The sequence below is a fragment of the uncultured Azohydromonas sp. genome, assembly GCF_937926365.1.
In the GTDB taxonomy this organism is placed as follows: domain Bacteria; phylum Pseudomonadota; class Gammaproteobacteria; order Burkholderiales; family Burkholderiaceae_C; genus Azohydromonas.
In genome coordinates this window covers 1-11971 of sequence record NZ_CALAOH010000113.1, presented here as the reverse complement: position 1 = coordinate 11971, position 11971 = coordinate 1, and the positions used below count along the sequence as shown (strand labels likewise).

General features: G+C 72.4%; 10 protein-coding genes and 1 pseudogene. 7 read left to right on the top strand and 4 right to left on the bottom strand.

Annotated elements, in window-relative coordinates:
• The 3 genes and pseudogenes from Q0741_RS11525 to Q0741_RS11515 all read left to right on the top strand — a co-directional run.
• Positions 1-101 (top strand): annotated as a pseudogene (locus Q0741_RS11525) (electron transfer flavoprotein subunit alpha/FixB family protein); the annotation flags it as partial.
• A 76-nt stretch (positions 102-177) separates the two neighbouring features.
• Positions 178-924 carry an SDR family oxidoreductase gene (locus tag Q0741_RS11520; RefSeq protein ID WP_298233345.1) on the top strand — a complete coding sequence of 249 codons (747 nt, stop codon included), beginning with the start codon at positions 178-180 and terminating at the stop codon, positions 922-924.
• A 101-nt stretch (positions 925-1025) separates the two neighbouring features.
• Positions 1026-2033 (top strand): aldo/keto reductase, encoded by a 1008-nt coding sequence (locus Q0741_RS11515; protein ID WP_298233344.1) that lies wholly within the window; start codon positions 1026-1028, stop codon positions 2031-2033.
• 36 nt (positions 2034-2069) lie between these two features.
• On the opposite strand, the gene modA is transcribed toward Q0741_RS11515, so the two are convergent.
• Together modA and Q0741_RS11505 are read right to left on the bottom strand one after the other, a co-directional pair.
• On the bottom strand, positions 2070-2840 hold the full coding sequence (gene modA, locus Q0741_RS11510; protein WP_298233343.1) for a molybdate ABC transporter substrate-binding protein: 771 nt from the start codon (positions 2838-2840) through the stop codon (positions 2070-2072).
• A gap of 83 nt (positions 2841-2923) precedes the next feature.
• Positions 2924-4789 (bottom strand): ATP-binding protein, encoded by a 1866-nt coding sequence (locus Q0741_RS11505; protein WP_298233342.1) that lies wholly within the window; start codon positions 4787-4789, stop codon positions 2924-2926.
• 144 nt (positions 4790-4933) lie between these two features.
• Between Q0741_RS11505 and Q0741_RS11500 the strand changes: the two genes are divergently transcribed.
• The 4 genes from Q0741_RS11500 to Q0741_RS11485 all read left to right on the top strand — a co-directional run bounded on the left by Q0741_RS11500 (position 4934) and on the right by Q0741_RS11485 (position 9387).
• Positions 4934-5266 carry a DUF1161 domain-containing protein gene (locus tag Q0741_RS11500; protein ID WP_298233341.1) on the top strand — a complete coding sequence of 111 codons (333 nt, stop codon included), beginning with the start codon at positions 4934-4936 and terminating at the stop codon, positions 5264-5266.
• 82 nt (positions 5267-5348) lie between these two features.
• Positions 5349-6278 carry an aldo/keto reductase gene (locus Q0741_RS11495; RefSeq protein WP_298233340.1) on the top strand — a complete coding sequence of 310 codons (930 nt, stop codon included), beginning with the start codon at positions 5349-5351 and terminating at the stop codon, positions 6276-6278.
• Positions 6278-6976, top strand: coding sequence for a DUF6064 family protein (locus tag Q0741_RS11490; protein WP_298233339.1), 699 nt, complete (start codon positions 6278-6280; stop codon positions 6974-6976). Before Q0741_RS11495 ends, Q0741_RS11490 begins: the two co-directional genes overlap by 1 nt.
• A 197-nt stretch (positions 6977-7173) precedes the next feature.
• A complete protein-coding gene (locus tag Q0741_RS11485; protein WP_298233338.1) occupies positions 7174-9387 on the top strand; it encodes a GGDEF and EAL domain-containing protein in 2214 nt (737 codons plus the stop codon).
• A 221-nt stretch (positions 9388-9608) separates the two neighbouring features.
• Here Q0741_RS11485 and Q0741_RS11480 read toward each other — a convergent pair whose 3' ends face one another.
• Positions 9609-10415, bottom strand: a complete 807-nt coding sequence (locus Q0741_RS11480) for an ABC transporter substrate-binding protein (RefSeq protein WP_298233337.1) — start codon at positions 10413-10415, stop codon at positions 9609-9611.
• 62 nt (positions 10416-10477) lie between these two features.
• Positions 10478-11740, bottom strand: coding sequence for a putative Na+/H+ antiporter (locus Q0741_RS11475; protein WP_298233346.1), 1263 nt, complete (start codon positions 11738-11740; stop codon positions 10478-10480).
• Positions 11741-11971 lie beyond the last annotated feature (231 nt).

The window sequence follows — 11971 nt, the reverse complement described above, 5'->3', positions numbered from 1 at the left end:
CGATCAACAAGGACCCGGAGGCGCCGATCTTCAGCGTGGCCGACTACGGCCTGGAAGCCGACGTGTTCGAGGCCGTGCCGGCGCTGGTCAAGGCGCTGTAAGCGTCGCGCTCCTTTCCGGCATGGGGCCGGGTCGGCCGGACAATGGCCGCTCCCTACACGCTGTAAAGGATGCGCCATGACGAGCCTGGGTACCGTTCTGATCACCGGCGGCAGCCGTGGCATCGGCGCCGCCACCGCGCGGCTGGCCGCGGCCAGCGGCTACGACGTCTGCTTCACCTACGCGTCGCAGCACGAGGCCGCCGAGGCCGTGGCGGCGGAGATACGGGCCCTGGGCCGCCAGGCCTGCTGCCTGCAGGCCGATGCGGGCGCGGCGGATTTCGCCGACACGCTGCTGGCGCGCCTGCCGTCCTCGCTCCCGCCGCTGGTTGGCCTGGTCAACAACGCCGGCATCACGGGGCCGCTCGGCCCGTTCCTGCAGGCCAGCCCGGACACGATGCGCCAGGTGCTGGAGGTCAACGTGCTGGGCCTGATGCTGCTGACGCAGCAGGTGGTGCGGCGCTGGCGCGAGGCGGGCCGCGGCGGCTGCGTGGTCAACGTTTCCTCCATCGCGGCCACGCTGGGAGCGCCGGGCGAGTACGTGCACTACGCGGCCTCCAAGGCGGCGGTGGAGAGTTTCACCGTCGGGCTGGCCAAGGAGCTGGCCGAGCACGGCATCCGCGTCAACGCCGTGTCGCCGGGCACCACGCTCACCGACATCCATGCCGCCGCCGGCGAGCCCGGACGGCCGCAGCGCGTCGCGGCGCGCATCCCGATGCGCCGTCCTGGCGAGGCGCACGAGATCGCCGAGGCCATCGTGTGGCTGCTGTCGGAGCGCTCGGCCTACGTGACCGGCTCGGTGCTGAAGGTCGCGGGCGGGCTCTGATCGGCCGGGCCACCGGTGCGGGCGCACCGTGCCGTGCCCATCCCGTGGACGCTCCGCGCCGCGGGCCGGTTAAGGTGCGGCCTCCGAAAGGAGAGCTTGTGATGGTTGACTACTTACCCTTGGGTGCCAGCGGCCTGCGCGTGCCGCGCTTGTGGCTGGGCGCCATGATGTTCGGCGACCAGACCGGCGAGGCCGAGGCGCGCGAGATCGTTGCCGCCACGCGCGACGCCGGTCTCAACGCCATCGATGTGGCCGACATGTATGCCGGCGGCGAGTCCGAGCGCATGGTCGGGCGCCTCATCGCCGCGGACCGCGAGCGCTGGATCGTCGCCAGCAAGGTGGCCAATCCCATGGGCACCGAGCCCAACGACCGCGGGCTGTCGCGGCGCTGGCTGCTGGCCGAGGTGGACAACAGCCTGCGCCGGCTGGGCACGGACTGGATCGACCTCTGGTACATGCACCGCGACGACGAGGTCACGCCCATCGAGGAGACGGTCTCGACCGTGGGGCGGCTGATCGAGCTGGGCAAGATCCGCTACTGGGGCCTGTCGAACTTCCGCGCCTGGCGCATCGCGCGCGTGGTGGAGACGGCGCGGCGCATGGGCGTGCCGCCGCCCATCGCCTGCCAGCCGCCGTACAGCGCCGTGACGCGGCTGATCGAAACCGAGCTGCTGCCCTGCTGCGCCCACTACGGCGTGGGCGTGGTGGCCTACAGCCCGCTGGCGCGCGGCGTGCTGTCCGGCAAGTACGTGCCCGGCGCCGAGGCGCAGGCGGGCACGCGCGCCGGGCGGGGCGACCGGCGCATCCTGCAGACCGAGTTCCGCCCCGAGTCGCTGGAGGTGGCGCAGCGCATCAAGGCCCATGCGTTGTCGCGCGGGCTGAGCCCGACGCAGTTCGCGATCGCCTGGGCGCTGAACAACCAGCTCGTCAACGGCGTGATCGGCGGCCCGCGCACGCTGGAGCAGTGGCGCGACTACATCGCGGCGCTGGAGGTGCGGCTGACGGCCGAGGACGAGGCTTTCGTGGACGCCCAGGTGCCGCCGGGCTATGCCTCCACGTACGGGTACAACGACCCGGCTTATCCGATCACGGGGCGGGTGGCGCGCTGAAGCGGCACGACGCCGTGGCCCCGCGCCCGTTGCCGCTCACGGCACCCCGAAGCCGAAGCGCCTGAACACGGCGCGTGCCGGCTCGCTGCGAAGGTAGGTGATGAACTCGCGCGCCAGCACCGGGTTCTTGCTGGTGGCCACGACGGTGGCCGCATGGTGGATGGGCGTGGCGGTCGAAAGCGTCTCCACCACGCGCACGCGGCCCGCTGCGGCGGCCGCGTCCGTGGCGTAGACGAAGCCGGCCTCCGCATCGGCGCTGGCCACCATCTTTATCACGTCCGGCGTGTCTTCCACGATCACCACCTTGCGTTGCAGTGAGGACCACAGCCGCTGCGCGTTGATCGCCTCGCGGGCGTAGTGCCCGGCCGGCACGGTGGTTGGGCGGCCCATGGCGATACGCGTGACTTCCGGTCGAGCCAGGTCCGACAGCCGCTGCACCGGCAGGTGGCGTGATGCGGGCACCACCAGCACCAGGGTGTTGGTGGCGAAGCTGATGCGCGGCTCGGCCAGCAGCAGGCGCCGCTGCTCGCCCCGCTCCATCGTGAGCACGTCGGCGCCGGCCAGCACGTCGGCCACCTGCTCTTCGCCAATCCGCTGCAACAACTGGCCGGAGGGGCCGGTTTCCAGGGTCACCCGGACGCCGCGGCGGCTCGCTTCGAAGTCGCGCGCCACGGTGTTCATGGCTGCGCCGAGGCTGCTGTCGATGGCCACCGTGAGCTGTTGCGCCAGCGCGGGCAAGGCCGCCGCAGCCAGCGCCAGGACGGCGACAGCGCAACGCGCCCGCAGGTATCTAAAAGTACGCCACATGCGCCAAGGGTAACGGGAGCGGCACGGATCACGCCGGCGACGGCGGCATGGCCGGTCCGTCGGCCTTGGGCCCTGTGACGGGCTCAGGACGCGTTGTTCACGGAGCCGGTTGACGAGCCGGGCGGCTGGGCCGGCACCAGCGCAGCCCGGTCGGGGTCCGCGCCTTCGGGCGCAGGGGCCTGCGGGCCCGGCGTCTGTGCCGACGACGCCGGCGGCAGCGGCAGCTCGCACCAGATCTCGGTGCCCTGGCCCGGCTCGCTGCGTACGCCCACCGTGCCGCCGTGCAGCAGCACCAGGCGCTTGACGATGGACAGCCCCAGTCCGATGCCGCCGTCGCCCAGTGGGGCCGGGCTTGCGGCCATGGACAGCGGCTCGAACAGGCGCCGGCGCTGCTCGGCCGTCATGCCGCTGCCGGTGTCGGCCACGGCCACGCGCCAGCGCCCCGCGCCCAGCGGCGCCAGGCTCAGCGACACGCAGCCCGCGTCCGTGTGGCGCAGCGCGTTGGACAGCAGGTTGTTGATGATCTGCGCCAGCCGCCGCGCATCACCCAGCACCGGCTCGCCGTGCGCGGCCACGCCCATGTACAGCTCCATGCGCACGCCCTTGGCCTGCGCGGGCGACTCGAACAGGGCGATGCACTTCTGCGCCAGCGGCGCGAGCACGAAGGGCGCGTGCTCCAGCTCCAGGCGGCCGGTTTCCAGCCGCGAGAAGTCCAGCAGATCGTCCACCAGGCCCAGCAGCAGCGTGCCCGAGCGCATGAAGGCGCGCAGCTCGCGGCGCTGCTGCGCGGGCGGCAGCGCCGGGGTCGCGGCGTGCAGGCGCCGCGCCATCTCGACCAGGTCGTGCAGCGGCGCGCGGATCTCGCGGCTGATGCCCGCCAGGAACTCGGCCTTGACGCGGTTGGCCTCGGCCAGCTCGCCGATGGCCTGGCGCCGGCGGCGCAGCAGCCTGAAGCTCCACAGCGCCAGCACCGCGATGGCGGCATCCAGCGCGGCCGTGCCCAGGCCCATGAACCAGGCCGACTCGCGCCAGCCGCGCAGCATCAGCTCCTCGGTTGCGAGCGTGACCACCACCAGCGGGAAGGCCTCCACGGCGCGCGCGGCCACCATGCGCCGGTCCGCCTGGCGGGGGTCGGAGGGCCGCGGCGCGGCGGTCAGCACGTTGGCGCTGCGCCGGCCCTGCGCCAGCGCCTGCTCCAGCGCCTGCAGCGCCGGCGCGTCGCGGTACGAGGCGCTGATCGGGGCCACGCGTTGCGGGTGGCGGGCCAGCGGCGTGCCGTCGCGGCGCAGCAGCAGCACGGCGGTATGGGCGTCGTCGAGGTTGATCGAGCGGTAGAAGCGCTCGAAGTACGACACCTCGATGCCCGTGATCACCAGGCCGAGCATCTGCCCGCTGGACGAGCGGATCTTGCGCGTCAGGAAGAAGGTCCAGCGCCCGCTGTCGCGGCTGAGTACCGGTGCCGAAAGGTAGGACTGCAGCGCCGGTTGCGCCAGGTGGATCTTGAAGTAGTCGCGGTCGTACACGTTGACGTGCGGCGCCGGGAATCTGTGGCGGTTGACCAGCACCTGGCCTTGCATGTCGATGATGGCGATGTCGCTGGCCAGCCCGCCATCGGTGTGCTGCTCGGAGATGAAGTCGAACATGCGCCGCGAGCGGGCGATCTCGCGCAGCCGCGCCTCGCTGTCGCCAGCCTCCTCCTGCACCCGCTCCACGATGCGGCCCAGCACGCCGTCGGCCGTGTACACCACTTGCTGGGCATGCTCCGCCACGGTGGTGGAGAAGTTGTCCATGTACAGCCGCCAGGTGTCCAGCGTGTCCGCGCGCTGCTGGCGCAGCACCAGCGCCGTCGCCAGGCTCAGGGCCGTGATCACCAGCACCGCGGCCGCGAGCACCAGCCACTCGCGCAGGCCCTCGGGGTGGCGCGGGGCGCGCTCAGCATTGGAGGGCATGGATTCGGACATCGGTCGGACACGCTGCCCGGAGGGCGCGCGGCGCTTGGTGGAAAAAAGGGCGGCGCATCATAGCCACGGGGGTAAACCCGAAGGTGTGCAAATCAACCGTTTTATGCTGCGTCGCTCCAAGGAGAAACCCGAATGTTCAAGAAGCTTTCATTTGTGTTGGTCCTGTTGAGCGTGGCCTGGCCGGCGCGGGCCAGCAACTGTGAGGAGATCCAGGCCGGCATCGCGCAGCGCGTGCGTGCCGGCGGCATCGAGCGCTTCACGCTGTCCACGGTGGACGTGGGGGCCGACGCGCCCGGGCGCCCGGTGGGCCGCTGCGACCAGGGGCGCAAGAAGATCATGCTGGTGCAGGAGTCCGGGGCGGCTGGCGCGGCGCCCCGGCGCGCCCCGCCGCCGCGCCGCCAGGAAACCATCACCGAGTGCCGGGACGGCACGGTGGTGATGGGCGGCGGCGACTGTGGCCGCTAACCGGCCAGCCCGTGGTGCCGCGGGGGCCGGCTGAAAAAACCGGAACGTGACCGGGCGGCGCGCGCGTGGGAAGCTTGCCGCCATGAACCATCCACCCATGCCCGGACGCCGCCGCCTGTTGGCCGGCCTGGCCGCGGCCGGCTCCCTGGCGCTGCCGGCCACCGCCCAGAGCACCCCCGCGAGCCTGCCCCTGCGCGAGATCCCCTCCAGCCGTGAGCGGTTGCCGGTGATGGGGCTGGGCACCTGGATCACCTTCAACGTCGGGCGCGACGCCGAGCTGCGCGAGGAAAGCACGCGCGTGGTGCAGGCCTTCCTGGACGGCGGCGGGCGGCTGATCGACTCCTCGCCCATGTACGGCTCCTCGCAGGAGGTGGTGGGCGCGGCGCTGCGCACGCTGCGCTCGCGCGACCGGGTCTTCGCCGCCGACAAGGTCTGGACCGGCAACGCCCGCCAGGGGCCGGAGCAGGTGGAGTCCTCGCGCGCCTACTGGGGCCTGCCGCGCCTGGACCTGCTGCAGGTGCACAACCTGCTGGCCTGGGAGCAGCACCTGCCGATGCTGCAGCGCATGAAGGCCGCGGGGCGGCTGCGCTACGTGGGCATCACCACCTCCGAAGGCCGGCGCCATGCCGAGTTCGAGCGCGTGATGGCGACGGCGGCGCTGGACTTCGCGCAGTTCACCTACAACCCCGTGGACCGCGAGGCCGAGCAGCGGCTGCTGCCGCTGGCGCAGGAGCGCGGCATCGCCGTCATCGTCAACCGGCCCTTCCAGCAGGGCGAGCTGCTGCGGCGCCTGGCGCGCCATCCGGTGCCGGCCTGGGCCGCCTCGGAGCTGGGTGCCACGAGCTGGGCGCAGCTGGTGCTCAAGTTCATCGTCGCGCACCCGGCCGTGACCTGCGTGATACCGGCCACCACGCAGGTCGCGCACGTGCGCGAGAACCTCGCCGCCGCCACCGGGCGGCTGCCCGACGCGGCGCTGCGCCAGCGCATCGCGGCCCAGGTGCAGGCGCTGTGATGGCGGAGTGGTGGACCTACGTCCCAGCGGACGTGCAACTGTTCTCCGCGCGCACCTACGCTCGGCTGGTGGAAGCCCACAACCGCGCGCTGTGGCCGGCGCAGTGGTTGATGCTGGGCTGTGGCGCCGTCGCGCTGGTGGCGCTGCTGCGGCGCGTGGGCGACGCGGCGCGGCTGCTGGCCGCGCTGTGTGCCCTGTGGTGCCTCACGGTGGCGTGGGATTTCCTGGTGCTGCGCTACGCGCGCATCCACTGGGCCGCGCCGGAGATGGCGCTGGGCTTCGCGCTGCAGGCCTTCCTGCTGGCGCTCCTGGCGCGGCGCGACGCCTTCGAGCGCGCGCCCGAGGCTCGGCCGCGGGCCGTGGCGGTGCTGCTGCTGCTGCTGGCCCTGGCGGGCCTGCCGCTGCTGGCGCCGGCGCTGTCGGGCGCGCCGTGGTGGCGTGCGGAAGTGGTGGGCCTGATGCCCGCGCCCACCGTGCTGGCCATGCTGGCGCTCGTGCCGCTCACGTCCTCGGCCCTGGGCCGCTGGCTGCTGTTGCCGCTGCCCCTGGCCTGGTGCGTGGTGGAGGCGGTGACGTTGGCGGCGCTGGGCTCGCCCGCGTGGCCGCTGCTGCCGCTGGCGGCGCTGCTGAGCCTCGTGGCCGGCGCCCGCCGCGGTCGCCGCGTGGCGCGTGCGCCACAGCCTGTGCACCCCGGCTGAGAGCGCGGCGGCCAGTGCGCCGCGCCTGTTTTCACACTTCTGCCACACCTTGCGCTCCGGGCCGGGGCAAGGTCGGGCGAAATATCCGCCCGGTCACGGCTGGTTGCACTCGTGGCCTGCCGGAGCGTCGTGGCATTCCAACTTGAGCCATTGACAGGGCTGCGGCGCCGCAGGCGCGCGCGCCGGAGGGAAGCACCTTGAACGACGCTGCCGCACCGCCGGTGGATGCGGTCCATGGCGACCTTGCGCTGCATGCGCGCGCGCAGGAAATCCTGTCCTTGAAAGCCCGGCTGGAGGCGCTGACCGGCAGTGCCTGGCACGCCGGCGACGCGCAGCGCGACCTGCTGGCGCAAAAGGCGCTGCTGCGCACGGTGCTGGACGAGTCGCCGGACTTCATCGCGCTCAAGGATCACGAGGGCCGCTTCCTGCTGTGCAACCAGGCGGTGGCCGAGTTCTACGGCACCACGCCCGAGGCGATGGTGGGGCGGCACGACGGCCACTTCAGCGCCACCGCGGCGCAGGCCGAGCAGATGCGCCGCACCGCGCTGGAGATCATGGCGCACGGCCGCACCGAGGTCGTGGTTGAGGAGTCCACCGACCACCGCAGCGGCCAGGCGCGCTGGTTCAAGTCGATCAAGAAACCTTTCATCGGCGACAACGGGCTGCCGCACATCCTCGTCATCGCGCACGACATCACCGACATCCGCCACGCGCAGCAGCAGGTACAGGACAGCGAGCGGCGCCTGCGCTACGTGCTCAACGTGACGGGCGAGGGCATGTGGGACTGGGACTTGCGCACCAACGCGCTGCAGCACAACCAGCGCTGGCACGAGCTGCTGGGCCTGGAGCACGCGCGGCTCACCGGCACCCTGCAGGACTTCCAGGCCTGCCTGTTCCCCGAGGACCTACCCGAAGTCATGGCCGCCGTGCAGCGTTGCCTGGACGGCCATGGACCCTACCGCCACGAGCACCGCATGCGGCGCCCGGACGGCGGCGTCGTCTGGGTACTGGACCGTGGCGACGTGGTCGAGCGCGACGCGCAGGGCCGGCCGCTGCGCATGGTGGGCAGCATCACCGACGTGACCGACCGTCGGCAGGCCGAGGAGCTGACGCAGCGGCTGGCCTTCTACGACGCGCTCACCGGGCTGCCCAACCGGCGCCTGATGCTCGACCGGCTGCAGCACGCGTTGGAGCTGGGCCGGCGCAACGGGCAGCTGGGCGCGCTGATGTTCATCGACCTGGACAACTTCAAGGCGCTCAACGACAGCCACGGCCATGCCAGCGGCGACGCGCTGCTGCAGGAGGTGGCGCGGCGGTTGCGGAGTTGCCTGCGCTCCAACGACACGGCCGCGCGCATGGGCGGCGACGAGTTCGTGGTGATCGCCGAGGACCTGGGCGCGTTGCCGCTGGAAGCGGCCTCGCAGGCGCAGTTCATCGCCTCCAGGCTCGTGGAGTGCATGGCGCAGCCCTATGAGCTGGAGGGCAGGCGCCATTGCGGCAGCGGCAGCGTCGGCATCGCGCTGTTCGGCCTGCCGCACGACACCGCCGACGAGCTGCTCAAGCGGGCCGACTTCGCCATGTACCAGGCCAAGGACGCGGGGCGCAACACGCTGTGCTTCTTCGACCCGGCCATGCAGGAGGCGGTGCTGGCGCGCGCGGCCCTGGCCGTGGACCTGCGCCACGGGCTGGAGCGCGGCGAGCTGTTCATCCACCTGCAGCCGGTGGTGGACGGGCAGGGCCGACGCGTGGGCGCGGAGGCGCTGGTGCGCTGGCTGCATCCGGTGCGCGGCGTGGTGCAGCCGCTGGATTTTATCGCGCTGGCGGAGCAGCACGGGCTGATCCCGGCGCTGGGCCGCCAGGTGCTGGAGGCCGCGTGCCTGCAGCTCGCGGCGTGGGCGGGCGACGTCGCCACGCGGCACCTGACGCTGTCGGTCAACGTCAGCGCGCGCCAGTTCCACCAGCCCGGCTTCGTCGCGGAGGTGCTGCAGACGCTGCGCCGTACCGGGGCCGATGCGAACCTGCTCAAGCTGGAGCTCACCGAGAGCCTGCTGCTGCACGACCTGGAGGAGGTGGCGCAGAAGATGGCGGTGCTGCGCTCGCACGGCGTGCGCTTCTCGATCGACGACTTCGGTACCGGCTACTCGTCGCTCGCCTACCTCAAGCGGCTGCCGCTGGACGAGATCAAGATCGACCGTTCCTTCATCAACGACCTGCTCAGCGATCCCAACGACGCGAGCATCGTGCAGACCATCCTGCTGCTGGCGCGCAGCCTGTCGCTGAAGGTGGTGGCCGAGGGCGTGGAGACCGTGGGGCAGCAGCATTTCCTGGCGCACCACGGCTGCCCGTTCTTCCAGGGCTACCTGTTCGGCCGCCCGGCACCGGCGGCGGCGTGGGAGGTGGTGCGGGGCTGATGCGGCCTACTTGAAATTCCAAAAGCCTGATACCAGTTGGTCTTCGGGCGTGAAGTAAATCCCGTTCGCCCTGAGGTATCGAAGGGTGAACGGCCCCTGCTGCGCGGCAGGCCGCGGCGCCCGTTCGTACTTCGATGCGCCCTGTAGGGCGCGCCCTGCCCTGAGGTATCGAAGGCGCAGCACGAACGGGCTTTCAGCGCTCGAAATTTGATGGGGTCGAATCAGCCCCGCTGCCGCGCCGCCCAGCTCGCGACGATGCGCCGCAGCGCGTCCAGCCCGTCGGTCAGCGCGGCCGGGCCGGGCTGCAGGATCAGCGGCGACTTGATCTCGTGCAGCTCGCCGTCGCGCACGGCCGGCACGTCCTGCCAGCCCGGGCGCCGGGCCACGTGCTCGGCCCTGAACTTCTTGCCGCACCACGAGCCGATGATGATGTCCGGTTGCCGCGCGATGACCTCGGCGGGGTCGGCCACGATGCGGTCGCGGCCCAGGCCGGCCTGCGCGCGCTCGGGAAAGATGTCGTCGCCGCCGGCGATGCCGATGAGCTCGCTGACCCAGCGGATGGCGCTGATCATGGGCTCGTCCCATTCCTCGAAGTACACGCGCGGCCGGCGCGGCAGCTCCAGCGCGGCGCGGCGCGCGGCCTCGATGCGCGCCTGCAGCGTGCCGGCCAGCGCTTGCGCCTTGTCTGCCGCGCCCACCAGCGCGCCCAGGCGCCGCACGTAGCCCAGGATGCCGTCCACCGAGCGGTGGTTGGCGATCCACACCTCGACGCCGTGGCGCACCAGCGCCTGCGCGATGTCGGCCTGCATGTCCGAGAAGCCGATGGCGAAATCGGGCTGCAGCGCCAGGATCTTGTCGATGTTGGCGCTGGTGAAGGCGCTGACGCGCGGCTTGTCATGGCGCGCGCGGGCCGGGCGCACGGTGAAGCCGGAGATGCCGGCGATGCGGTGCTCTTCGCCGAGGGCGTAGAGCACCTCGGTGGGCTCTTCGGTCAAGCAGACGATGCGGCGGGGCAGGGAGTCGCTCATGGGCGGATCGGGCGGTGGGACGGCCCGGCAGTGTGCCGTCTCCGCCGGGCCGCCATGGTCCGTCACAGCAGCAGGAACGCCAGCGCCGTCACCGCCGTGGGCCCCAGCGCGCCCAGCAGCAGCCCGCCGGCGCCGATGGAGCCGTCCTCGAAGCCGCCCCGCAGCAGCGCCACGCCGGCCGGGTTGGGGGCGTTGGCGATCACGGTCAGCCCGCCGCCGGCCACCGCCCCGGCCACCAGCATGTATTGGGCCGCCTCGGACATGCCGGGAACCAGCGAGCCCAGGTACGTGAGCGCGGCGTTGTCGGTCACGGCCGTGAGTCCCAGCGCCCCGAAGAACAGCGCCAGCGGCTCCAGCCCCGAAACGATGGGCTGCAGCCACCAGCGCTGCAGCCCGCCCAGCACCACCAGCCCGGCCAGGAAGAAGGCCACCAGCAGCGCTTCCCGGATCAGCAGCGGGTCCTGGTGGCGCGTGTAGGCCTGCGCGAAGCCCAGGAACAGCAGGAACAGGCCCAGGAACGCCACCGGGTGGTGCGCCAGCAGCACCACGCCGGCCAGCAGCAGCAGGTGCACCAGCACCACCGCCAGCGGCACGCGCAACGTGTCCGGCGCCTGTATCGGCGACACCGCCAGCGCGCGCAGCGGCTCGCGCAGCAGGAAGGTCGCCACCGTGGCGTTGAGCACCACCGCCAGCGCCGCCTTCCAGCCGAACTGCGCCAGCATGAAGGCGCTGTCCCACTGCCAGGTGGAGGCCACCATCAGCACCGGCGGCGCGGCATAGGCGGTGAGCGTGCCGCCGATGGAGACGTTGACGAAGAGCACGCCCAGCGCCAGGTACTTGGCGCGCTCCGGCATGCCGGGGCGGAACACCAGCGGCGCGAGCATCAGCGCGGCAATCGTCATGGCCGCCGGCTCCGTGATGAGCGAGCCCAGCAGCGGCACCACGGCCAGGCCAAGCCAGGTGGCGGCCACCGGCCGCGGCAGCGGCATCAGCCGCGCCGTGGCGTCCAGCGCGGCCCGCACGGTCTGCAGCACCGGGCGCGAGCCCGCGATGACCATCACCACGAAGACGAACAGCGGCTCGGTGTAGTTGCGCGACTCAACGTAGTCCAGGGCGTGCCCGCCGCCCGCCACCAGGGCCAGCACCAGCGCCAGCACGATGGCCCAGAAGCCGAAGACCACCTCCACCTCGCCCAGCAGGTGCAGCAGCCCGGCGTGGCGCGGGAATCGGCGCGACAGCCGCTCGAACCGCGAGGCGGTGAAGGTGTGGAGCAGGGCCGCCGCGAAGAGGACGGCGGCGATCAGGTCGATGGTGGGGCTGGACATCGGGTGCGGGAACGCGCTCATGCCGCGAGGCGGCCCGACCTTCGCTGAACCTGCTGCATCGACCAGGGGATGCGGCACCCGCGGGCAGTGTAGCCGCAGCCCTCCCGGTCCCGCCGCGCCCCCGCTTCAGTTCCAGGGCTCGTCGGAGGCGGGCCAGCCGTCGGCGCCGGGCTCCGCCCCGGGCGGTGGCGGGGCGCGGTAGTCGCCGCGCCGGGCCGCCGCCGGTGCCGG

What these genes read in the sequence shown, in the direction of transcription:
- Q0741_RS11520 (WP_298233345.1), top strand. Translation starts at nt 178, where the DNA reads ATGACGAGCCTGGGTACCGTTCTGATCACCGGCGGCAGCCGTGGCATC.
- Q0741_RS11515 (WP_298233344.1), top strand. Translation starts at nt 1,026, where the DNA reads ATGGTTGACTACTTACCCTTGGGTGCCAGCGGCCTGCGCGTGCCGCGC.
- modA (WP_298233343.1), bottom strand. Translation starts at nt 2,840, where the DNA reads ATGTGGCGTACTTTTAGATACCTGCGGGCGCGTTGCGCTGTCGCCGTC.
- Q0741_RS11505 (WP_298233342.1), bottom strand. Translation starts at nt 4,789, where the DNA reads ATGCCCTCCAATGCTGAGCGCGCCCCGCGCCACCCCGAGGGCCTGCGC.
- Q0741_RS11500 (WP_298233341.1), top strand. Translation starts at nt 4,934, where the DNA reads ATGTTCAAGAAGCTTTCATTTGTGTTGGTCCTGTTGAGCGTGGCCTGG.
- Q0741_RS11495 (WP_298233340.1), top strand. Translation starts at nt 5,349, where the DNA reads ATGAACCATCCACCCATGCCCGGACGCCGCCGCCTGTTGGCCGGCCTG.
- Q0741_RS11490 (WP_298233339.1), top strand. Translation starts at nt 6,278, where the DNA reads ATGGCGGAGTGGTGGACCTACGTCCCAGCGGACGTGCAACTGTTCTCC.
- Q0741_RS11480 (WP_298233337.1), bottom strand. Translation starts at nt 10,415, where the DNA reads ATGAGCGACTCCCTGCCCCGCCGCATCGTCTGCTTGACCGAAGAGCCC.
- Q0741_RS11475 (WP_298233346.1), bottom strand. Translation starts at nt 11,740, where the DNA reads ATGTCCAGCCCCACCATCGACCTGATCGCCGCCGTCCTCTTCGCGGCG.